The 21,213-nt window shown below is 64.0% G+C and carries 25 protein-coding genes; 13 read left to right on the top strand and 12 right to left on the bottom strand.

Features of this window, described 5'->3' with window-relative positions; all coding sequences use genetic code 11:
- Positions 1-10: 10 nt before the first annotated feature.
- The 3 genes from ASD35_RS17990 (at position 11) to ASD35_RS17980 (ending at position 2,104) form a co-directional block, all read left to right on the top strand.
- A complete protein-coding gene (locus ASD35_RS17990) occupies positions 11-271 on the top strand; it encodes a heavy-metal-associated domain-containing protein (RefSeq protein WP_056876350.1) in 261 nt (86 codons plus the stop codon).
- A 109-nt stretch (positions 272-380) separates the two neighbouring features.
- Positions 381-608, top strand: coding sequence for a DUF2933 domain-containing protein (locus ASD35_RS17985; protein ID WP_200956070.1), 228 nt, complete (start codon positions 381-383; stop codon positions 606-608).
- A 491-nt stretch (positions 609-1,099) separates the two neighbouring features.
- On the top strand, positions 1,100-2,104 hold the full coding sequence (locus ASD35_RS17980) for a three-Cys-motif partner protein TcmP (protein WP_235538391.1): 1,005 nt from the start codon (positions 1,100-1,102) through the stop codon (positions 2,102-2,104).
- 16 nt (positions 2,105-2,120) lie between these two features.
- Here ASD35_RS17980 and ASD35_RS17975 read toward each other — a convergent pair whose 3' ends face one another.
- The 3 genes from ASD35_RS17975 to ASD35_RS17965 all read right to left on the bottom strand — a co-directional run bounded on the left by ASD35_RS17975 (position 2,121) and on the right by ASD35_RS17965 (position 5,167).
- Complete coding sequence (locus ASD35_RS17975; RefSeq protein WP_056876348.1) at positions 2,121-2,870, bottom strand: phage Gp37/Gp68 family protein; 750 nt, start codon at positions 2,868-2,870, stop codon at positions 2,121-2,123.
- Positions 2,867-3,673, bottom strand: a complete 807-nt coding sequence (locus ASD35_RS17970; RefSeq protein WP_082580263.1) for a SprT-like domain-containing protein — start codon at positions 3,671-3,673, stop codon at positions 2,867-2,869. Before ASD35_RS17970 ends, ASD35_RS17975 begins: the two co-directional genes overlap by 4 nt.
- A gap of 69 nt (positions 3,674-3,742) precedes the next feature.
- Complete coding sequence (locus tag ASD35_RS17965) at positions 3,743-5,167, bottom strand: hypothetical protein (protein WP_157275645.1); 1,425 nt, start codon at positions 5,165-5,167, stop codon at positions 3,743-3,745.
- 89 nt (positions 5,168-5,256) lie between these two features.
- Here ASD35_RS17965 and ASD35_RS17960 point away from each other — a divergent pair, with 89 nt between their 5' ends.
- Complete coding sequence (locus tag ASD35_RS17960; protein ID WP_056876346.1) at positions 5,257-6,429, top strand: hypothetical protein; 1,173 nt, start codon at positions 5,257-5,259, stop codon at positions 6,427-6,429.
- A 21-nt stretch (positions 6,430-6,450) separates the two neighbouring features.
- On the opposite strand, the gene ASD35_RS17955 is transcribed toward ASD35_RS17960, so the two are convergent.
- Positions 6,451-7,683, bottom strand: a complete 1,233-nt coding sequence (locus ASD35_RS17955) for a tyrosine-type recombinase/integrase (RefSeq protein WP_056876345.1) — start codon at positions 7,681-7,683, stop codon at positions 6,451-6,453.
- A gap of 104 nt (positions 7,684-7,787) precedes the next feature.
- Between ASD35_RS17955 and ASD35_RS17950 the strand changes: the two genes are divergently transcribed.
- Entirely contained in the window at positions 7,788-8,819 is a 1,032-nt protein-coding gene (locus tag ASD35_RS17950; protein WP_056876344.1) for a DNA-binding protein, read from the top strand.
- 56 nt (positions 8,820-8,875) lie between these two features.
- Here ASD35_RS17950 and ASD35_RS17945 read toward each other — a convergent pair whose 3' ends face one another.
- On the bottom strand, positions 8,876-9,142 hold the full coding sequence (locus tag ASD35_RS17945; RefSeq protein WP_235538390.1) for a helix-turn-helix domain-containing protein: 267 nt from the start codon (positions 9,140-9,142) through the stop codon (positions 8,876-8,878).
- Between the two features lie 89 nt (positions 9,143-9,231).
- Between ASD35_RS17945 and ASD35_RS17940 the strand changes: the two genes are divergently transcribed.
- On the top strand, positions 9,232-9,582 hold the full coding sequence (locus ASD35_RS17940) for a hypothetical protein (protein WP_056876342.1): 351 nt from the start codon (positions 9,232-9,234) through the stop codon (positions 9,580-9,582).
- 344 nt (positions 9,583-9,926) lie between these two features.
- Positions 9,927-10,214, top strand: a complete 288-nt coding sequence (locus tag ASD35_RS17935; protein WP_056876341.1) for a helix-turn-helix domain-containing protein — start codon at positions 9,927-9,929, stop codon at positions 10,212-10,214.
- A 24-nt stretch (positions 10,215-10,238) separates the two neighbouring features.
- Here ASD35_RS17935 and ASD35_RS17930 read toward each other — a convergent pair whose 3' ends face one another.
- Both ASD35_RS17930 and ASD35_RS17925 read right to left on the bottom strand, forming a co-directional pair.
- The gene (locus tag ASD35_RS17930) at positions 10,239-10,538 is read right to left on the bottom strand and encodes a BPSL0761 family protein (RefSeq protein WP_056876340.1); all 300 of its coding nucleotides are present in this window, start codon (positions 10,536-10,538) and stop codon (positions 10,239-10,241) included.
- Entirely contained in the window at positions 10,535-10,936 is a 402-nt protein-coding gene (locus ASD35_RS17925) for a helix-turn-helix domain-containing protein (RefSeq protein WP_056876339.1), read from the bottom strand. Before ASD35_RS17925 ends, ASD35_RS17930 begins: the two co-directional genes overlap by 4 nt.
- Positions 10,937-11,071: 135 nt before the next feature.
- Here ASD35_RS17925 and ASD35_RS17920 point away from each other — a divergent pair, with 135 nt between their 5' ends.
- The 4 genes from ASD35_RS17920 to ASD35_RS17910 are packed head-to-tail and all read left to right on the top strand — an operon-like array spanning position 11,072 to position 12,906.
- The gene (locus ASD35_RS17920) at positions 11,072-11,584 is read left to right on the top strand and encodes a hypothetical protein (RefSeq protein ID WP_157275644.1); all 513 of its coding nucleotides are present in this window, start codon (positions 11,072-11,074) and stop codon (positions 11,582-11,584) included.
- A gap of 11 nt (positions 11,585-11,595) precedes the next feature.
- The gene (locus ASD35_RS27350) at positions 11,596-12,216 is read left to right on the top strand and encodes an HAD domain-containing protein (protein ID WP_157275643.1); all 621 of its coding nucleotides are present in this window, start codon (positions 11,596-11,598) and stop codon (positions 12,214-12,216) included.
- A complete protein-coding gene (locus ASD35_RS27345) occupies positions 12,213-12,611 on the top strand; it encodes a hypothetical protein (RefSeq protein ID WP_157275642.1) in 399 nt (132 codons plus the stop codon). Before ASD35_RS27350 ends, ASD35_RS27345 begins: the two co-directional genes overlap by 4 nt.
- Positions 12,612-12,639: 28 nt before the next feature.
- Entirely contained in the window at positions 12,640-12,906 is a 267-nt protein-coding gene (locus tag ASD35_RS17910; RefSeq protein WP_056876336.1) for an antitoxin Xre/MbcA/ParS toxin-binding domain-containing protein, read from the top strand.
- Between the two features lie 14 nt (positions 12,907-12,920).
- Here ASD35_RS17910 and ASD35_RS17905 read toward each other — a convergent pair whose 3' ends face one another.
- The 4 genes from ASD35_RS17905 to ASD35_RS17890 form a co-directional block, all read right to left on the bottom strand.
- Positions 12,921-13,265: a hypothetical protein gene (locus tag ASD35_RS17905; RefSeq protein ID WP_056876335.1), complete on the bottom strand. Its 345-nt coding sequence runs from the start codon at positions 13,263-13,265 to the stop codon at positions 12,921-12,923.
- A 72-nt stretch (positions 13,266-13,337) separates the two neighbouring features.
- A complete protein-coding gene (locus ASD35_RS17900) occupies positions 13,338-14,036 on the bottom strand; it encodes a hypothetical protein (RefSeq protein WP_056876334.1) in 699 nt (232 codons plus the stop codon).
- Complete coding sequence (locus ASD35_RS17895) at positions 14,033-15,160, bottom strand: HEPN-associated N-terminal domain-containing protein (RefSeq protein WP_056876333.1); 1,128 nt, start codon at positions 15,158-15,160, stop codon at positions 14,033-14,035. The genes ASD35_RS17900 and ASD35_RS17895 overlap by 4 nt, the downstream gene beginning before the upstream one ends.
- Complete coding sequence (locus ASD35_RS17890; RefSeq protein ID WP_082580262.1) at positions 15,153-16,127, bottom strand: DUF4238 domain-containing protein; 975 nt, start codon at positions 16,125-16,127, stop codon at positions 15,153-15,155. Before ASD35_RS17890 ends, ASD35_RS17895 begins: the two co-directional genes overlap by 8 nt.
- Positions 16,128-16,346: 219 nt before the next feature.
- Between ASD35_RS17890 and ASD35_RS17885 the strand changes: the two genes are divergently transcribed.
- Entirely contained in the window at positions 16,347-17,432 is a 1,086-nt protein-coding gene (locus tag ASD35_RS17885; RefSeq protein ID WP_157275641.1) for a hypothetical protein, read from the top strand.
- Positions 17,433-17,507: 75 nt separating this feature from the next.
- Here the strand turns inward: ASD35_RS17885 and ASD35_RS17880 are convergent, their stop codons facing one another.
- On the bottom strand, positions 17,508-20,477 hold the full coding sequence (locus tag ASD35_RS17880) for a Tn3 family transposase (protein ID WP_082580261.1): 2,970 nt from the start codon (positions 20,475-20,477) through the stop codon (positions 17,508-17,510).
- 260 nt (positions 20,478-20,737) lie between these two features.
- Between ASD35_RS17880 and ASD35_RS27340 the strand changes: the two genes are divergently transcribed.
- Positions 20,738-21,019 carry a hypothetical protein gene (locus ASD35_RS27340; RefSeq protein WP_157275640.1) on the top strand — a complete coding sequence of 94 codons (282 nt, stop codon included), beginning with the start codon at positions 20,738-20,740 and terminating at the stop codon, positions 21,017-21,019.
- Positions 21,020-21,213 lie beyond the last annotated feature (194 nt).

Raw genomic sequence — 21,213 nt, 5'->3', positions numbered from 1 at the left:
GGAGGACACCATGATTGCCTTCGAAGTTAACGACATGACCTGCGGTCACTGCGTCAGCACCATCACCAAGGCGCTGAAGGCCGTGGACAACGCAGCCACTGTGCAGATCGACCTGGCAACTCATCGCGTGCAGGTCGAGCCCAGCTCCGCCGATGCGGAGGAGCTGGCTGAAGCCATCAAGGACGCGGGATACAGCCCGACATCCATCGCGCCGACCAACGTCACGTCCGAAAAGCCGGCAGGTAGTTGCTGCGGCTGCGGCAGTCGCTGAACCAAAGGGGCTATGGTCCGCGTCATCAGCATCCGGAGTTGACGCGGATCAAGCACCTGCGGACGGTCTCGATCAAAGCTCTCGTTGCAGCCAACGAAAGGAACACGCCATGGACAACATGCAGCCAACCCGCAAGGCCGTATGGCAGACACCGGCGGGTGCGTTCATGCTCGTCGCTGGCCTCGTCGGCCTGTATTACCTGCTGACCGAGCATCTGACGCACTTCACGCAGGCGATTCCCTTCCTGTTCCTCTTGGCGTGCCCGCTGATGCATCTGTTTGGGCATCACCACGGCGGGCATCACCAGCAGGGCAACGACACCCGAGAAAAGAAGTAGCGGCTGGTTTGACGCCCCGCCACCTCGGCAGACGGTCTGTCGGCGGGGGCACAACTCAAGCCAGCGCCTGCACCGGCACGCGCACCGGCAGATCCTGGCGCACCCAGTTCGTGGCAGCCAGTGCGTGCATCCCCTGTGCGTGGATCTCCGGGTCGCCGTCGAGAGATCGCAGCGTGCACAGGATGTAGATCGTCAGGCCCTCCGGCGAGCCCCGGTTCGAATGCGCGCATGAACATGCGGGCCTGCAAGGCCCAGGTTTCACCACCGATACCGTTGGTGAACACATTGCGATGGACCTTGACCGGCGCCCACTTGCCGCCGTGCTCGACCCTGCCTCCAGACACCCGCCAGCCGCAAAAGAAAAACCCCGGACGCAATGCCGGGGTTGCAAAGCCCTATCGCTGTCACGACCAGGCTCCTGCTCAGGGAGGAAAAGCAGGGAGACGGGCGGAAGCCGCGCCTCGGAAGCGAATGTAGCAGCGACGAACGACGTGACTGATGCCCTGGCGCGACATCCGGGCGCGCCGCCGGGTGCACCTGAGCGCCCCTCCCGCCACGCTGGCCGGTTAGCGGCGATCATGGCGCGCCGTCGCAGGTCAAGCGTCGGCGCCAGTTCATGCAGCAATCCCAGGGAGGGCTTGATGGTGAAGCAACGTTTCGTTCTGCCGGTCGACCCAGACCCGTGTCCAGACTTGAAGGTTGAACGCGGGCCAAAGGAGACGGGCGTTGGACGGTGGGTGCCCGACGACAAGCACACACTGCTGGCCAAGTGGCTTGGCGGCACGCGCCAGGCCCGCGCCAAGTGGCCGCAGCGTGTCTACATCGACCCGTTCTGCGGCCCCGGGCGCATCCAGGTTGAAGGCGAATCCTTCACACGCGACGGTGGTGCGCTGGTGGCCTGGCGTCGCTCCCAGGCACACGGGGTGCCATTCACCCGCATGCTCATTGGCGATATCGAGCCCGAGCGCGCCCAGGCTTGCGCCGCCCGCCTGCGGGCGCTCAACGCGCCGGTCCAGGAGTTCACCGGCCCCGCGGCAGAGACGGCCCCCAGGATGGCTGCCACAGTGCCGTCGGGCGCCCTGGTTCTGGCCTACATCGACCCCTACAACCTCTCGTACCTGAGCTTCGGCATCCTGCAGGCCCTGGCCAAGCTGCCCAAGGTGGACCTGCTGGTGCACTTCAGCACGATGGACCTCCAGCGCAACGTCGACATCGCGCTCGACGACGCCCGGGCACGGTTCGACGACGCTGCGCCAGGATGGCGAACCCACGTCGACCATTCACAAATGGCCAAGGTCAGCCTGCGGGAAGCCTTCTTCAACTACTGGTTGGATGCGGTGAAGAAGCTCGACTTCACGTCAGCCCGGCACATGCCGTTGATTCGTGGCGACCGCAACGCGCCGCTGTATCGGCTGGTGGAGTTCAGCCGCCATCCCCTGGCCAACAAGGTCTGGGACGACGTGGCCAAGCCGGCCAACCTCGAGCTGTTCGGTTGAGTGCCGGCCTGGAGGGTCACACCAAGGCTTCGACCTCGGGCATCGCGTCCCACGTCCGGCCCAGCAGCTCGCGGCCGTTGGCATGCTTGGACCGCTTCTTGCCGTCTGCGCCCCAGCCGCCCCATTGCTTGAAGAAGAAGGCCACGCGCTGCTCTTCGCATTGCCGGCGCACGTCCTCGACCCAGCCGGGGTCCATCGGCCGCGCCTTCGCTCCGGACTCCCCGCCGACGATGACCCAATGGATGTCCGCCAGGTCGAGCGGGCCCACGTGCTCCAGCAGTGGCTCGACCGACAGGAAGCGGATGCGGGCGGGCACCTGGCGCAGGTGGTCAATGCGCGGCACGCCATGCTTGCGGTTTTCGACAGACACGCCCATCCAGGCGTTCGGCGGCACCTGGCGGCCGCGGGCGAAGAAGCGCGCCATGCGCTGGGCACGCTTGGTGAGGATCTGGTAAGTGTGCTGCGGCGTGCGCGCGACGACGTCCAGCACCTGCTCGATGTAGGCGTCCGGTACCTTCTCGTGGAACAGGTCGGACATCGAGTTCAGGAAGTAGATCGTCCGCTTGTTGCGCTTGAGAGGATCGCCCAGCCGGTTCGGCAGCAGCGTCAGCGTGAAGCCGTTCTCGTAGCCGGGCGCACCCATGGCCTTCAGGCGCCGTGCCATTGTCTCGGCGTAGCAGTTCTTGCAGCCCGGGGAGATCTTGGTGCACCCCACGACGGGGTTCCAGGTCTGTTCGGTCCACTCGATGCGGCTGATGGTGGTCATGAGCGTCTCCGTGAGGGGGTAAGCGGGGAACGCGGCTTGGAGCGGCCGATGGCCAGCACCAATTCGCGAGCGTCCAGGGTTTCGGGCACAAGTTCAAGCCCGCAGGTGAGGCAGGCCAGGCGCAACGCCGGCTTGCCCCAGACGTTGATGGTGCAGCCCGGGCAGGTGTACTTGTCTCTGTTGCTGCGGTTAACCGCCGACGCGGCCAGGGCCTTGGGAACCACCTGGACACCTTCAGCGGAGGCGATAGCCAGCGCGCTGGCGGTGACCGGCCCCAGCTTCTCGGCCGTGGCCACGGGATGCAGCGGCTGGGGCGGTGTGAAGCGGTCGAACCAGGTAATGCCGAACCGGTGCTTGCCGACCAGTTCGTCGACGGCCACGACGAAGCGGCTGTTCGGGATCACGTAGTCCGCCATCACGTCGCCAACCCGCCGGCCGCCCGGCTCGCCGGTGCTGGACGGCATCAGGCCGATGGACTCCATCTTGTCCGCCCACTGCGCGTTGTGATACCTCGCGCGGCCGGGCGCGCCGTAATGCGCCTGCCAGAGGTGGACCATTTCATGGGCGATGGTCTGCAGCGTCTCGATCACCGGGACTAGGGCGAAGTACTCAGGGTTGAGGGCAATCTCGTCGGTCGTGTGGCCAGAGCGGTTGCCGAAGCGTGCGGCGCTGAAGTAGCCGTAGGTGCGTTTCTCGCGCTGAAGCGTCAGCAGGCAAGGCGGCAGCTTGTCTTCGAACAGTGCCTTGTTGAAGAAGTCGTACGCCCCTCGCAGTTCGTCGTAGGTGGTGGCGGTGGGCTCCATGTGTGGATTGTGCAATCCACAAACATGCCAAACAAGCGGCACCTGGCGTCGGCACTCGTCTTCGTGGCGCTACGGGTACAGGTTCCAGTGACTGCCTGATCTCATTGGGGTGCTAGATGGCACCACCACCGTGTGCGGCACGGCCGTGAGGTCGACCCCATCGATCTGGAATTGGTCGACCGTTTCGTCCATCTCGAACATCAGATCGCTGCGCTGGTTGCCGAGCAGGCGGTGGAAACGCACTGCAACCACGGGCTTCTCGGTGATGAAAGCGGGCACACGCGCCATCACCTTCTCCGTCCTTCTCCGCTCCGTGGCCGCACCCTCCATGGTTTCCGCGGCGACGTGAATGATGGATGGCCGGTCGGCGGGCACCTGCTTGACCGCCTTCGACAACAGCTTCGTGATGTCCTTGGCCTTCTTGTCGATGGAGGCTTCTGCGTCGACCTCACGGGTGAAGCCGCTCGCGTAGGCCACGTCGGCGATGTAGGTCCCGAGTACAGGTACGTCACACCAGGCCAGATGAGACGTCTTGACCATGTGCTGGATGGTCGTGGCCGAGTTCTCAGGCGCCCAGTCACCTCCCAGGACTTTGGCGAGCATCGGCGAGTTCGCCTTGACTTGATATCGATCGAAGTGCCGCCGGACCGCGTGGCGGTCGATGAGCCGCGCCCTGATGGTTGCCAGCTCGCTGTCGTGCAGGACCTCCTCCTGGCGCCTAAGCGGCAGGCCCGCCCGAAGCACGTCTTCGAGGAACGAAGGCGGCAGGTCTTTGAGCTCGACGTGAAAATCGCCCCGCATCCAGATCCACTGACGGTTTGCCAGGAGAAGAGGTTTGGCGCGGTCCCACTGGCGCAAGAACAGGTTGCGCTCGGTTAAGGCGTAGTCCGTGGACCGCTCCTGGCGCTTGCACTCCACGAAGAACTCTTGCGATCCCCGCTGCACGCGCATGTCAGCCGTCTTCGTTGGCCCCTCCTCAATCAGCGTCACCTGCCAGCCGGCCTCGGCGTAGGCCAGCGCCACTAGGATTTCGAACAGCAGGCCGTCGGGCTCCTGCTTGTAGTCGTGAACAAGCTCACCCAGCTTGCGGTGAAGACCCTCGACCTTGCCTGCGTGGTGCCATCTGGACCCGAGGCCAACGATGAAGGGCAGGATTCGCTGAGCCTGGCTGATGTCCGTGCACGCCGGGTCGTCCAAGGCTTGTTGGGCGAGGAACAGGTACCAGCCGATCTCGTCGTCTCGAATCCGGACGGAGGGCGCCGTCTCCAGCATTGGCCCTGGGGCGCGATCACGTAGCGACTGCAGGATCAGCGACCGCCGCACCTGCCATTGCTCGGCGCCGATCCGGTCCAGAAAGGGCTGCAAGCCTGCCTGCAGGAACTGTCGCCGATTGGCATCCATGACGCCGAGTCCCGACACGAACTCAGTCTTCAGTCGGCCAAGGGCTTCAGCCTTGCGCTGCTCTGGTGTGCCACGTCGACGCGCATCTCCCATAAAACTCTCCCTGTGGTCGCTCCGATTGCCTTCGGATAATCGCCGAACGCCGCCGACAGCGCGGCGCCAATAAAGCATGGGAGGGAGCGATGCCGATCACTGCGTATTCCAACGAAGCCAAGCGCGAACTGGACCTTGAACAGTGGCTGGCGCTGAACGCGTACTCGCCCCAAGCGGATCCGCAGCTCCTCGCGATGCCCGATGAACTTCGGGCAAAGGCGACCCGTGACATCGAGTGCAGCGGTTGTCGCGCGCGCGGAGCGCTCCTTGTTCGGGGCGCTCTGTCTCGAGCGAACGGCAAGCCTGTGGGCCAGGCGCATTTCCGCTTCGGGACAGCAGGCGGCGCCAACCCCCACCATCCCCTCTGCGACTTTGTCGAGGAGGGCAAGGAGCGGCGCAACGACTATCTGGCCAGCTTCGCCAGCGACCGATCCGCCTTGACGCGCGCCGTTCGGGACCTGGTCTGCCGTGGCATTCAAGGCGGCATGTTCACGCAGGGGGACATGCGTGAGATGCGGCTGTGGTTCCTGGAAGAGCGCGCTCGGCACGCGGTAACGCTGGACGTCACGCCGGCGCTGCTGCAATGGTGCGCGGACATGCAGGCGACTGAGGAAGGCTGGTCTCCGGATCAGTTGCCGTTCAGCCCCGAGCACGGGCGTCTGCCTGGGTTCGATTGGGACCGGGCTGCGAACCGAGAGTGGAAGAGCCGAAACAAGCACCTCTTCAAGGCCGTCCAGTTCCGCGTCCATTTCAGGCGCAGCACGCTCAAGCGGCCATTGCAGCTGTTGGAACAGCATGCGGGGGCAACTGTGTTGGACCCGTCTGTGCTGCGGGAAAAGTACGAGGCGGTCATCCTGGTTGCGGGGTTCGCGGCGGGCTACGTCTTCAAGGTCGCCGCCACCAAGCCACCTACGTTGTTCCGAGGGCATGTTTCCGACTGGGGAGCCGCGGGCCATGCCTTGCTGGCCCTGAGTTCCTTGCTGCTGTACCTCAACGAATGGGACGCCGACCGAGCTGGCGCGGCCTTTGCGCTTTTGGCAGGCCTTGCGCCGTCGACGAGCGGCCTTGAAGGCAACCTGATCGGTCTGAACCCATTTCACGACTACCCGGCGTGGCAAGTCATCAATTCAGCTCGGCATGTGGCGGCCGTGCGAACCGACGCCCGGCCCGTGGTCGAGCAGGTCGACGACATCAAAGCGGAATTGAAGGCCGCCTACGGCGCGTGGGCTGCCGGCCAGCAAGGCGGCGCCGACCCTGGATAGCCGCAGTCCGGCCTGACAGGCCTACCAGCTAATCCGGTGTGCAGAGCTGACCGCCGCGTGTCGGGCATCGTCCTCACCGTGCACGTAGATGCTCGTCGTCGCAATCGTTGCGTGGCCCAGCGTGTCGCGCACGTGGTGCAGCTCAATCCCGTTGGCCAAGTTGCTGCCAGCGGTGTGGCGCAGCCAGTGTGATGACGCCGAGCGCAGCTTCTCGGCCTGGGCCTCGCCGCGGCCGTCCTTCAGCCATCGCTCGGCAGCCAATTCGAAGACCTCCTTGACGATGCCATGCACCGCGCTGCGCGTCATGGGCCGGGGCCAGGCCGGCGTCGGATGCTTGGACCGGAGCCACGCCACAGGGAACAGCATTGGGGATGGCTCGTCTGGCGGCGGAAGGTCGCTCAGCTCCAATGAGCGCCGGTACGCCATCAACTCGACCATGAGTTCGGTGGTGGCTGGCACGAGTCGCTCCTTCTCGCCCTTGCCAAGCACCTGCAGCCACCAACGTTGCTCACCGGTCTTGGCGTCCGAGCGCATGAAGAAGTCACCCATGCCGTTCCCAACGACCTCCGAAATCCGCAGGCCGCCCAGGAAGAGGAGCGTGAAGAGCCACCGCGCACGCGAGTAAACCGCGCGCTGGCGGGGCGATTCCTGCGGCAGGGCCGTGATGGTCTGGCGGACGGCATCCCAGAGGTCGGCCTCCAGGAAACGCGTCACGCGTGGTGGTGGCGCCTTTCGCCGGCGACGGCTCAGCGCCATGGGGTTGCCGGCCAGGTATCCGGCCTCCACCAGCCAGGTGAACATTGAGTTCAGCACGATCATGGACTGGCGGATGCTTGCTTCTGACAGCGGGCCGGCAAACGGCCGCCAGGCGGGATTGCGCCTTGGCAGCCTTCGTCCCTGCGGCATCACCCACCGCTCGGCCGGCAACGGATTGGCCAGGAAGCGCCGGTACATCAGCAGGTCTTCGTGAGCCAGCGATGACAGCGGCTTTGCTCGCTCGCTGATGCTCCACAGCAGCAGGCGTTCAGCCTCGCGGCGGCTGTTCGCCAGCGTGTTGGCGCTGTCAGCGAACCGGGCCAACCACGCCAGCACAGCTTCCTGGTCGGTGGTCGCAGAAATCTGCTGATGGCCTGAGTGCGAGCGATTCGTGCCGTCTCGACCTGACAAGCCATCGAGCACGACGATTTCGCCGAGCGGCGCGAGTTCGGCGAGAGCCAGCGCATCCGTCGAAGGCGGTTTTTCGGACTCACGCATTTCGTTCGACCGCTTTTCAGAGCTTTTTGACACTATACCAATAATGTCAAAAGTCCTGTTATGGGGATTGGATATCTAACGTATTACGCCGTACTATCAACGCCATGAGCACCGAATCCGAGATCCTGGCCGAAGTGGAACTCCTGAAGGCCAAATTCAGCGATACGCGAGCCTTGTACCGCGAGGTCTGCGCATTGCTGTTCTTCAGGTTCGGGATCACGCCAACCGCCAACAAGCTTTACCAGTATGTGCGGCGCGGGTCGATGAACGTACCGACCGAAGAAGTGGGCAAGTTCTGGGACGACCTCCGTCACAAGGCACGTGTCGACATCGAGCATCCAGATCTGCCGGACGAAGTGAAAGCGACGGCGGCCGAGGCCATTGCGGCCCTATGGCGCCAGGCGTCAGAAGTTGCCAGGTCCGAACTCGCTGGGGCACGGCTCGAGTTGCAGGCCGATGCCGAGCGGGCTCGCGAGGCCCAGGCAACCGCCGAGCAGGCCGTCCTTGAGGCCCAGGATTCCATGGCGCAACTGCGTGGTGAGATTGCCCAGCGTGACGAAGCCCTCCGCGCCGTGCAGGCTGACCTGGAAGCCGAGCGTCGCGCCCACGCCGGCGCGCAGGGCCGCGCGCAGGAAATGCAGGCCCAGATCGAACAGGCCCGGATCCAGCTGCAGCGCCACCAAGAAGCCTTCAGCGCGGATTTGGCCAAGGCACGAGGTGACATCGAGGCAGCGCAGGAGCGCGCTGGCGCGGCCGAGCGCCGGGCGCTCCTGGAGATCGATCAGGAGCGTCAAGCGCGGGCACGGGCCGACAAGGCCGCCGAGGGCCTGCGCGACAAGTTGGCTGAGGCAGAGGGCCGTGAACGTCAGCGGTCCCTGGAACAGGCTGAAGCGACCACCCGAGCGCAGATGGAGCTGAGCGCCAAGAGCACGGCGCTGGCTCGTGCGCTGGAAAGCCAGGAGACGCTGGAACGCGAGGCCGCCGAGCTTCGCCAGAGGCTCAACGAAACCCAGCAGGCGGGGGCAAGGCACGAAGCCGAGGCCCAGACCCTCAGGGCGATGGTCGAGAGGTTGACGCCGCGCACGACGGGCTCTGAAACGCCGGCCAAGAGCCGTCGCAAGCCCAGCGGATCGTGAGCTTGCCTGCTACAGCTGGGAGGTCCGCGGCTTGGCCTGGCGCCTGGCGCTCGACGTCATTCGTCTTCGTCGGCTCCGAAGCGCTCCTTAACTTCTTCGAGGGTCGGCATGCGCGCCGGCTCCAGTCGGATGTTGAGCTGCAACACCGACAGCACAGCGAAGAGCGAGGCCACCGATGTGTCGTGTCCAGACTCCAGGCGATAGATCACATCGCGGACCCGACCGGCCTTGGCGGCCACGTCTGTGATGCTGAGGCCAGCCGCTTTCCGCGCCCGCTTGAGCATTGGCCCCAGATCGGCCGGGATGCGCACGATGTCGTTCATGGACGACATGATCAGGCACCTGCCCGGGAAGCGGTACGGGTCGTGTCGTCTTGGAACGACATATTCTGGATGGCGCACGACTGATCGACATGCAGCTGGATCCGTCCGTTCTTGCCAGTCTGGCCAGACTCATCCGCGATTTGCATGAGCTGGTCACGCTGCTGAAGTCGGGACTTTCGCGCGCGAAACCTTGGCAGCGCCAGCTGGCTGGCCATCTGGCCGAGGTCGACCAGCAGTTGCAGGTGCTGCGCCTGACCGTTGCCATGGAGCGGCATGACGCGGAGATCGTGGAGGCCGCCGAGCGGGTGACCAGCGCGTGTCGGCTGACAGCCGCGGCGCTTGCGGGTTCACGCGTCGACCCAACCACCCGCACGGCAGTCCATCTGATCGTGGACCTGGCCTCACGCATCTACGCCGCGCTCAGCCAACTCCAGGGCTGATTTCCCGCGCGGGAAATTTGCGGCGACGCGCGCAGAGCACTCTCCTGGAAGCCGAATTTCGTCGGCAACTGAGAAAAAAATAAATGGACGCCTCTGTGGGCGAGCGCTAAGTCATTGATTCTTGGCCGAATTTCCCCCGCATTTTTGAGAAAAACAGGAAATGGCCAAGTCAGGCTGCCAACCTTGGTAGTCGCAAGCCCATGCCACCAGACCTACCGTGAGCCGCTGTCACGCAGCCGGCGGGATCGGCTATCAACTGCCGCCAACGCTCTGGGTTTGATGGCGTTTTCCCATATTTCGACATCTCTCTGATCCTGCCCGGTTGCACAAGCAACCGCTGCTGGATGAGAAGCCCGCTTCACAACGACAAATACGCGCTCTTCCTCGAGGAGTTCAAGGAGCTCCGGGAGAAAAAAGGCTGGAGCCAACGCGAGCTGGCCGCTGCACTGGGTGTCGGCCAGGACCTGGTCAGCCGTTGCGAGGCCGGCAAGCGAAGGGTCGACGTGTTCGAACTGGCGCTGTGGTGCCAGGCCTGCGGCACCACGCTCGAGAAGTTCGTGAAGCGTCTGGACAAGCGCATCCGCAGCAATCAGCTGCCCGGCCTGCTGCGCCCTGACGAGGCCGACGAATAGGCAAGTTCCGTGGCCGGCCGCCCCTCAGACGAAGTGCCTGAGAACCACCCGTAGGCTGTACTTGCGCTGCTCCGTGCTGGACGCGTGATGTTGGACTTGCATGAACAGCCACTTGGCGGCCAACAGGATCTGCATGTGCTCCTCCTGCAGCCGGCTGAGATCGCCGTCATCGCTGTCCTGCAACCGCTCGAGGGCTGGATAGCCGGCATACAGGGCGGCCGCTTCAGTGCGCCATTCAGGTGGCACGACGCTGTCCTGGGCCAGCTCTTCCAAGGTCTCGCGTCCCCAGATGAGGTTGCGACGCCGCTCCTCGGTCGTGGTCATCGCTGAACACGGCTCTTGGTGGCCTTGCTGTTGACTGCCTTGCGGTTCGGCGCCGGCGTTGGCAGGACTTTGTCGAGCGGCACGCCCTGCAACATCTGGATCAGCGCGCCACGTGGGCGGCGCTGGCGCGGCTTGCGCAGGCGCAGCTTTTCGAGCTCGCGCAGCTCGGCGTCGAGTTCCTTCACGAACCGCATGAACTTGTAGTCCAGCGCATCGAGCCACTGGCGCAGCTCGATGATGTCGAGGGTGGTTTCGCCGCACTCGACGTAGCTCACCCATCCTTGGCTGCGGCCCAGCAGCTTGCCGAGGTCGGCCTGACGAAGCTGGCGCGACTCGCGCAGCTGGCGGAGCTTGTCCAGGTAAATCTTGTTGTGACGGCTGTGCAGACTTTTGAACATGGGTCTCTCTCAGCTTCGCACCGTAGCTGACCCGCCGCCATATCAAGAATTTGGATATGGCGAGGCCGTCGGAACAATTTGCTGGAGTTCAACAATCGAGCCGCTGAACCCCTGACTGTTCACGGCCACAGCGACATGTTCGTTTCCCAGCCGGAGTACGAGTTCCCGTTCCCTCCCGATCTGACCCATCCGGGCAGCCAGCACTGGCGCATCGTCGAGCTGACCCTGCACGCGCCTTGGTTCCTCGTGTCAGTGGAGATCATCGACCCCGAGCATCCGGACTGCTCCCTGACCCGCACGCTGTGTATCGCCTGGGATTCCGATCTGGCGGAGTTGCTCGGCACGCTGGAGCCTGGCCGGGTCAAGGGCCTTGTCTGCATGATGCCGGCCTGGCAGTCACCGAGCGGCCAATGGACCTCGCGCGAGATCCGTGAGGTGTGGCGCTGCCGGTCAGCCGCTGGACACAGTGTGGTGCTGGCCGACACGGCCGGCGAGAAATTCGATTGCGGCATGGTGCCTGACCATCAGGAGCCCATCGAGCAGGAACTGATCCTGCGCATCTCCCCGCCGGCAACAACGCGCCAGCGGCGGGCGCAGCCTCGCAGTCGCCACTCTCGTCGCGCTGGCGCCCGCAAGAGCGTCACGTAAGCGTGGCCGAGATGGACGACGCAGCCACCCCGACCGGCCCGCGCACGGCCAACAACATGGCAAGCCCATGTCGAACGGTTTTTCTCGACTTGGACGAAGTGCTGTGCATTGGCCAGGCCGAGGCTTGCTTGAGCCTATCTCTGGCGTTTGGGCGCGGCGAGATACCCAGTTCGCAGGAGCTGGCATCTCTTTTCAGCCCCGCCGCGCGCAACGCACTCGCGATGGCCCATAGACGATCAGAGGGCGCGAAGTACGTGATCAGCAGCACTTGGCGCGAACACCTGTCCCGTGAACAGATGGTGATGGTGTTGGTTGGAGGCGGCCTCCAGTTCGTCGCTGAGAACCTGCATGCAGGAAACGCCTGGCGATGCATTCCAAAACGGGTTTACCGCGAGCGGCGAGCTGAGATCCTGCACTGGCTCAACACCCATCACCAAGGCGAACCGTTTGTCGTGCTTGATGACCTGAACAGCGCAGACCAGCTCACGTCCGTTCACGAGCACCCCCAGTGCCCGCTGTTTGGTCGCGTGGTCTTTTGCACGCCCGGCGTCGGCCTCACAGCGGATCACGTAGATGCCATCGTCAGCGCGCTGCGAAGGCCAGTCGCCACCGGTGAACCTCAACAACCATGAGCAATGACAACTCGGCCAGCACGGCTCTAAAACTTGAAGATATCGGGATAGCCTTCCAGAACGAGCGCGACGCACCACCACCCGAGCACGAACCGAGCTTGAACGTCGACTCCTGGCGCCTGATAAAGGCGCCATCCGGCGAGCTCCATCTCGGCACGCTCCGAGACCGTCAGGCCGACCGCGCTGTGGTTCGCCTGACTTCGGCCCTCGCATGGTTCGACATGTCAGAGCGCGCGGTAACGACGGCATCGGGACGCCGATACGTGCTCCTCGGACCGCCAGAACACCGGCCATTGGAGTGCATGGCGATCCGCAACGGCGCCGCGCAGCTGGGCTTGTCCGGCGGCATCGACATCAGCGACCAGTTCTGGGCGCAGATGCAGCCTGCCGAGTAGCCATGGCACTCACCCGGAGACTGGGCTCATGATGGGACCAAGCATTGCGGCCTTCATCGCCGAGCAACGTGAGCTGCTGGACCGCCTGGACCGCTTCGCGGCCACGCCGGACTATCGGCGCCTGCTGGCCAGCATCGCTCCGCTGGCCGCCGGTGACCTGGAGCCGTGGCTCGGCCAATGGCTGATCACCCCTTCTTTCGGCCTTGGAGAAAGGCCCATCGACCTGGTGCAGCAGGGTCGCCTAGAGATCGTTGAGCAGCTGTTGGGAAGGATCGGCGGCGGCGTGGTCAGCTAGATGAACCGCTGGCGTCAGAACAGTTCGACGCGCACCAGCCGATAGGTGAAATAGGCCATCGACAGCGCCGACGACAACAACATGACGCCTGCAATCAACGAGACGCCTTGCTGCAAGGGCATGAGGCCTGTGGCCGGCGCGAGCTGAGCGGCGACGACGTCCAGGAAGTGCTGGACGGCCATGGCGACCACGCCGGTGCCCAAGCCGATCACGAGGCTATAGAACCAGCCCCTGCGCAGCGCCTTCACCTCGGCGGTGTAGTGATCATCGTGGCGATGGGCCTTCATGCCCTGCAGGAAGTTGTGCAGGTTCAGCACAGCGCCCATCACCGCCATCATCAAGTTTTCGAGCAGTCGCATCGGATCTCCCTGGTTTGGACCGATTTCAGCATGGGATGCCTGTGGCCGGCCACTTACCGTGGCGGCGCTCCATCACTCGGGCATCGCGTTGGCCAGCGCCATGCGCACCTCGTCATCGTCAGCCGGGCCCAACAGCACGATCCAAGCGGTCTCAGGGTTGGCCGGCAGTCTGACATCGTCCTTGCCAGGCTCGAAGGCCAGGCCGATCTTGACGTGAATCCAGAGCACGTCCTTCAGATACTTGACCTCTGTTTCCAGCCGTACCCGGGATTGCTCAATCAGCAGCCGGCGCCGCTCGACGCCTTCCTCGTCAAAGGGATTGGGGGCGTGCAGGAACTCCCCGGCCACCTCGTAGATCTCGACAAACCTCTCGAGCGCCTCTTTCTCCTTGCCAGCCTCGAAGTGCTTGGTGCCGTCTTTCAGCAGCAGCATGTCGCCCAACGGCCTGGGCAGATAGTGAGGCGTGATCTCAGCCAGGCGCCTCAGGATCTGGCCGACCTTCCAGTCGCGCCGGTAGTTCGGGTTGTCCTTTGCCTCCGCTCGCAGCGTGGCGTAGCGGCCCTCGTCGGCCATCACACCTCCGAAGGCGACCAGTTCCACGATCTTGCGGACCTGCAGCCACATGAACTCATTGTCGAGGTCTGCCGTCAGAGTCCGCGGCTTCTTGGCGCCCAGCACCCGGTCGATGGCGCGCAGGCGCTGCTTGATCTCCACCATGGCCACTCGGTAGCGCTCGTGGGGCTGGATGGATGGGTCGCTTGAGTCGTTCATGGGAACTGCTTGGCTACGTCGGCGCCCACGAATTCCAGCCAAGGCTCAACCGGGCGCCCCCAGCCAGGTTCGTCCAAACCCAGCTGGCGCGCCGACGCGAATAGCGCCACGTTCCAGCCGGCTTTATGGACAGTGCTTCCATAGGCAATGCCGTCGATGCGCCCACCCTTGAAGTCGTGGTCGCGCATGAACTCCGTGACCACCTGTGATGGGAGATAGTCGATGTGGACCCGATCGTCTCGTTCCACTGGGACCATGATGTCGGCCGCGAATTCACGCAGGAACTTCGTTGCCAGCCGATCCTCGCGATCGTCCTCGGCAAAAAAGCCTGGTATGGGAGGCAGCGTGCGCAGGTCCAGGACGCGAAGCGGCCTGAGCGCTCGCCAGGTCCCAACATGGGCGGCCTCGACCCGCGTCTCCATCAATGCCGTCGTGGCGCTGGACGCCAGATAGAGCATCGGGATGCCGGGCGGATTCATCCGGTTGCTTTGGGTCGCGTACTTCACCGGTGGGGGGCCAAACGCCGCGGCGTTGGCATCAGCATCGCTCTTGAGATCGGTTCTGGCACGGCACAGCGTGGTCCCTGCAGCGATGTTGCGGATCAGCCCAAGTCGGGAGCTGATGCGGGCGATGGTGGCCAGCAAGCTCGCCGGCGTATAGGAGTCACGGTCATCGCGACCAGTTTCCTGGAAGAAGAATCGGCGGCGGTGCTTGATGGTGTCGCAGAACTCGTCCCAGCTCGAGCCAAGCGCACGATCAAAGTCCAGCGTCGTCCAGTCGTACTCGCACCAGGTCTGGTCGGGCAACGCGCTCACCAAGGCCCGGCGCAACACGTCCTTGCGATCACGAGGGAACTCGAGTTGCGTCTCGTCTAAGACGTCGTGGGTGTCCCAGAGCTCAGATCCTTGGTAGCCACCCTCGCGGGATTCGTAGGGAAGTTCGTCAACGGCCAAGCTCCACCATCGATGCAGGTGCGATTCGACATGATCGGCAAAGGCCCTGAAGTCGGCCGTGGGCGCGTCGGACCGCTCGCAGAAATCACAGCCGCGCGGGCCATCTTGCTGGCGGATCCAGCGCTGGAGGTCGTCATCTCCGATGCATTCCGAACAGACGTTGTCAGCCACTGCGACTCCCGGCCACTGGCGGATGTTGGTAGGACACGATGCGGTGCGCGCTCATCAACAGCACGCCGTTGCCGGTAGGAAACTTCTGGACGATGGCATCCACGCGGTGATGGCGGTGGCGTTCGATGAACCCGTCCGTCCATGCCAGACGCTGCTGGCAGTAAACAGCGGTGTCGGCCGCCTGGACGATCAGCGAATTGATGTGACGGACCTCGGACCGGCTCAGTGACCTGAAGCGCCACCTCGCGCGAGGAAAACTGAAGTCCTGCGGGACGTCGTGACCGCCCAGCGTCGGCCAGATCCTGACAGCCAGGTTGGGGGACAGCGGCACCACTTTGTTCGTCAGCTGAAGATCGGCGGTCGTCTCCAACGCGATTGGGAAGTCGCTGGTGAAGAAGGGGCTGTCGGCGTGGCGGTTGGCCAGGATTTCCCAGTTGCAGTTGCCCAGGCTGTTGATCAGGTCGTGGAAGGCGGTGACGCCGATAGCCTGTGGGTAACGATCGTCGGTGCTGATCTCGACCTGGCCCGAATCCAGCAAATCCGTGAGGCTGGTGCCCTCAAGCCCGGGCGGCGGTGGCCCGAACTTGCCATGCGCATCGAGCATGCGGGCCGTCACGTTGCCTATCGCGTCCATCGGTGCCGAACCGAGGCGGCGGCCTGTGGGAGACAACAGGAAGACCATGGCAACGAATCCCGACACGGCGAAGATCTCGAAAGCTCCGATGCTCCCAGCGCCCAGATTGGCGATGGCGCTGCCGTATCTCGGTTCGACGTCTTTCAGCAGCTCCTCGATGGCGCGAGGCTCCGAGAGGAATTCGTTAGTGCTGCCGTCCATGACACGGCACTGCGACTGCGAGTTGCAGGGGAAGGCTTGCAGCGTGGCCTTCTGGATGCCGACCATTCTCTGGTCACCAGGGGCATAGAAATGCCGCAGGTGAACCTGGGGAACGAAGTGATCAAGAGGCACGGTTCAACTGGGCCAGGCCCTTCGAAGCATGGCTGATCCGCCCGCAACGGCGGCTGTCCCGGCGCTCGCCGCAGACCCATCGGCCCCTCCAAAGATCACGCTTTTCTCCCTCTGCTTGTTTGAGCAGATCTTCGCAGAGGCTCCCGATGCAAGTCAGTGACTGGATCTGCGCAATTGAACCGCAGCGTCTTTTGGTCGTCGTGACGGTAGCCTTGGCGCATGAGATACGTTCGCTACGAAGAAACCGGTCCAGATGGGCAGCCCACTGGTCGTGAAGTACTCATTGAGGGCCGCGACCTGGCGCCGATGGGTTATGACGCCTTGGTCGCTCGCACGCTCAACCGAGCGTCTCCCATCACCCTCAAGCTGCTCGACGCCCAGGTGGTGAAAAGCTCTATGGAGGAGATGCCGCCGGGCAATGCCAGCTTCTTGGAAACCACCGTTGGCACCGACATCACGGTGCGGCACATCGGTCTGGTTCGCGGGGGCTGGTTACCGGCAGGCCTGGCGGTGACCACCGGCAACGTCATCATGCCGGACCGGTGCACGCTGACGGAGCTGCGCGGGCGGTTCAAGGCGGGCGGCATGGAAAAGGTTGGCCGCGACTTCGTCGACTGGCTGGACGATCCCAACGCCCGAATCAACCCGGTGCTGCTGGCCCTGGAGGGCAACCAGCGCGAGTACCCAACAGGTGCGCAGATCGAATCGCAGATGGCCGAACACGTCGGGCTGCTCCGCTCGCTGCTGCCCCAGGCGACCATCATTGGCGATGCGCCCGAGGTCATGGCGGCGATCAAGCAGCTTGCTGAGGAGCAGCGCGCCCCGTCGGAGCGCACCATCGAGTTCCTACTGGCGACTGCACCGTTGCTGCGTCACCAAGTCAGCCGCGAACGTTTGCCATCGGTCATGGGCGCGATCGCCGAAGCGGCGCGCCGACGTGGCTTGTCCCTGACCGACATCGCCGTGGCATGTGCCATGAGCGCGGCGGCAGTGAGCGGCGGCCGCAACGCTGCCAAGCGCGCTCTCAAGTTCACCGTACCGAGCTACAGCCGCCAGGACGCGTTCAACGCCATGGCCGACTTGCGCAGCTTGAAGGCCTTCGCGGCCCTGCTTGCCGTAGTTCCGACCGGGCGCCCGGTGCTGTGTACGAGCGACAAGGATCTGGCTTTGGTGTGGTGCGGCTTGAACCTCGCGGAGTTCAATGCTGGCGAGGGCGCGCCGGTCGTCAAAGCCAGGCCGCTGGATGCGTTCCTGCCGCCGGCGGCCGGTCAGATCTACCAAGGCCTGATGGAAGATCACCCATGACTCGTTGCACCGGGTCCACAGAGCCGAGGCAGCTCGGCCGGCGAACAGGCAGGCCAGGATGGTGACGTTGCAAGTTCAGGCGGCTCGGCGCTTGTCGTTCGATGCTTCTTCGGCGTTGCTGAGTAGGACCGTTGCGTACTTCTCGATGCTGAAGCTCATCGTGCCGCGAAAGTTGATGTTGCCGAAGAACACCGGCCCGATCCGCCGAATGATGTCGTCGGTGACGCCTTCGCCCTGTGCCTTGTATTCGGCATAGATCTCGCTGAGCCTCTTGGTGTTCCAGGCAATGATCAGGTTGGTGAGCAGGACGTGCGAACCTGAAATCGCTTTGAGCTCGTCGCGCCTGCGGCCGCGTTCGGCTGCCAGGCGACCGTAGTACACGGCCCGCTGCAGCTGGTGCACCGACTCACCGCGGTTCAGCAGGGTATGGATCTCACGGCGGAACTCCTCCTTCGTGAAGTAGTCGCACAGGTAGATGGAGCGCAGCAGCCGCCCGTAGTGATCCAGCGCCCGATGAAGCTTGTCCCCAACGGCGGCAGAGCCGTTGCGAGCCAGCGCCCAGCTCACGCTGACGCGCCCGGTCAGGATGGAGGCGATCAGGCGCAAGATCAGGTCCCAGCCGCGCTCGATGGCGCGTTCAGACACATTGGGAAGCGCGACCAGGTCCAGCGGCTCCGGGATGTTGGTGGTGCGGGGCACCCAGAGCTTGCAGTCCGGCAAGCCCGCCAGCTGCGGGCACAGGTCAAAACGCAGCATCTTCGCGACCGCCATGGCCCCGTAGGTATAGCCATGGGTGTCGACAGCCAGCAACTGGATCTTGATGCGGTCTTCGCTGGTGGTGCTGTTGTAGCGCTCGACGCCCTCGACAGCCGCGCCGGCCTGGCGGGTCATGAGCACGATGGGCTGGTCGTAGAAGATCGGGTAGCTGCCCAGAACGTGCGTGTACAGCCCGGCCGCCGGTGTCTTGCGCCTCGGGTCGGTACGGGCCATGCCAAGGTGCCGGGTGGCGTCCAAGGCCATCATGTCCGCCGACGCCTTGCTGCCGTCGCTCCAGTGCTTCACGATGGGGTGGCTCTGCTGGTAGGCCACCACGGCGTTGTTGGCAGCGCGCAGGCGGCCGGGCGTCTCCAGCAAGCGCATGGAAGCCGTCACCTCGGCCACCGATACGCTGCTGACCATGGCTGCTGCAGCTTTGGCGTCGATCTCCGTGCCATGCGCCAGTGACGCGGCGTAGAGCGAGATCAGTTCATTCGCAGTTTTGGCGTCCCGCCCGAGCAGCTTGGAACTGAAACGCGTCTGGGCGTCCATCTCCAAGATCAGGTCGGGCAGCTGCACCGCCCCGATCTTCTTCTGGAGATCCTGTTTTGTTCTCGTGAGCTCCTTATCTTCTGGCAGCGCCGCAAAAGCAGGGATGTGTACTGAGCCCTCGGCATCGATCTCCAGGAGACCCTTGGCAACATCCTCAGCCACCCGGGCCAAGCCGTCGTTGAGCAGAGCCTTCGCACGGCTGATGGCCACCTTCGCATCCATCTCCAGGCCGAACGCCTTGCAGATCTTCTCCTTGTCGCGCTCCCATTCCTCATCGGGTATCAGGCTGTCGATTCGGCTGCGGAAGCTGGCGCTGTGATTCACCCAGAGGCGGCCGCCAAGAAGGCCCTTGCGGATGCGCTGAGCAGCGCAGGCCCGAAAGGCGTTCAAAGCAGCGACGCGATCCTCGCTATCGACCAGAGGCCGCCAGCGTGCGTCCACCGCAGAGCAGTCCCAGTCCTTGGGCAACTCTTTGAGCCCGTCCTTGCGCAGCTGCTTGAGTTGTTCGACGAGCTTGAGGTCTGTCTTGGCGTCATCACCTTCGATGTTCAGGCAGTCGATGGTGTCCAGGACGGTCGACACCCGCACGCCTTGCTCGACGAGGTATTCACGCACGACTTCAGCGTGATTGACCTTGGGCATGTTGAGCACCTCAGTGCCCAGCTTCAGGATCTCAGCGATACGCTCGTCGGCCGTTTTCGTGGCGTCCTTGGCGAGGTTGACGATCGACTGGACCGAGTCCCGATAGATGCCACTGCGCTTGGCCTGTTTCCCCTGCAGCCGCTTGGCGCCCTGACGGACCAGGTCCCCAGTGCGGCGGTTCATCCGGTGGATGACCTCATCGGTCAGCTCCCACAGGGTGGCCTTCAGGAAGCACACGACCTCGACGATCTGCGTTTCCAGCACGCGCCGGCTTGTCTCGGAGGGCGGCCGATGAGCCACGCGCTGCGCAAAGGCCTGGATGCGGGTCTGGGACAAGGAACTGATGTTCCATTGGTCGACGCCAAGCGTGCGCAGGTAGTCGACGCGGGACGACACCTCCTCGAGATTCTTGACGCCATGCTTGCCGGCCGATGTTTTCAGCCACTCAAGGACGGTGGTGCCCTCCGTGGGGCCAGGCTCGAACATGGTCTTCAGGACCATGCGCTGGCGGGTCGGCTTGATGGCCGCGTTGATTACGTCCTGCGCCAGCGTCTCGATGGCTCTGAACGCCGCGTTTGAATGGCCTTCCAGCGTCGACTTGCCGGGCAGAACCACGCGATGCTCGTAGAGCCATTCCTCGGCGAAGGTCGTCAGCTCGGCCTGCGTAGCCGCATCTCGGGCCCGCAGGGCCAGCGTGGAGGTGAGCTGCTTCTCCACGTCGGCGTCGTAGTTCACAAATCCGAGCGTGTCGCGCGCCCAAGCTCGTTGCTCCCGCAGCGCTCGCTCGACGGAGGTGTCGGCTGTGTTGCCTACCTTGCCCTTGTAGATGGACTTGATGGTGGCGATGGCCGTGGAGTCCGCCCCAATCTGGTTGGACAGGCACTTGACCATGTTGGGCGGGAAGGTGTCCGTGGCACCTGCTTGCCGTCCAGTGAGGGCCAGATGGACAAGCTGAAGCGCGTAACCCAGGCGCAGGTCGCGCGGCGGCCGGCCGCGTTTGAGGTTGCCGTCTTCGTCTAACCGGCTGATGGAGGGCAGCGCCGAAATCTGCTCCTCAGTGAGAGTGCAGTGCTCGGCAGCCTCGGCTTCCGACATCTTCGGAAGAGGCTGTTTACCCAGGTACTTGTATCGGTAGCTCGCCACGACACCCCCAATCAGGAACGCGGGCGACTATAGGGACCGGTCTGCGCTTGCGTAACTGTCAAGGTTGACACTGCTGCAAACCCTAACAACCCGGGATTTACTCCACCCGGAACAGCCCTGCCGAGCGACGCCGGAGCGGTCGCAACGCCGTGGCTGGACGCAGTACCAGCGACTCTCCGTGCGACTAGAGTTGCGCTTATGAAGGTGCGCGCATGAAGCGAGTTCAAATCGCTCCCGGCAAGTTCGTCACCATCTCCCCTGAGTTGGCGGAGAAGGTGGCGCACCTGTTCGCGACTGGCCTAACGCGTGACCAAGTCCGCGAAATCAAAGCCGCTGAGCCTCGGTTTGCCACGGGCTTGATGCTCGGCTCGTCCAAGCCCCTGGCCCTTGCTCGGCTGAGGACTGGTGTATCGACTGCTGTGGCAGAGGTCTCCGTGTCTGCGCCGGCTTCCAGCGTCACAGTGCCGGCTGATGAGCCGGCCGGAGAGAACTGAGTCTCCGAAAGCGAAACCAGTTCGAGCAGGGGGTGACCATCCACGCTGGACGGTTTGGGTTGCGGTAAGTGGTTGTCCCCACAGCTGAATCGCATTTACGTCGACGATTCAGGAAAAACCGAGATCACCCCCGATGGTAGCTGGCCTCGAACTCGGCCGGCGGGACGTAGCCCAGCGGCTCCATCAATCGGTGG

Origin of the sequence: Pelomonas sp. Root1444 (genome assembly GCF_001426885.1) — a bacterium.
In the GTDB taxonomy this organism is placed as follows: Bacteria; Pseudomonadota; Gammaproteobacteria; order Burkholderiales; family Burkholderiaceae_C; genus Pelomonas.
The sequence above is the reverse complement of the archived record's forward strand: the minus strand, read 5'-3'. Positions and strand labels throughout refer to the sequence as shown.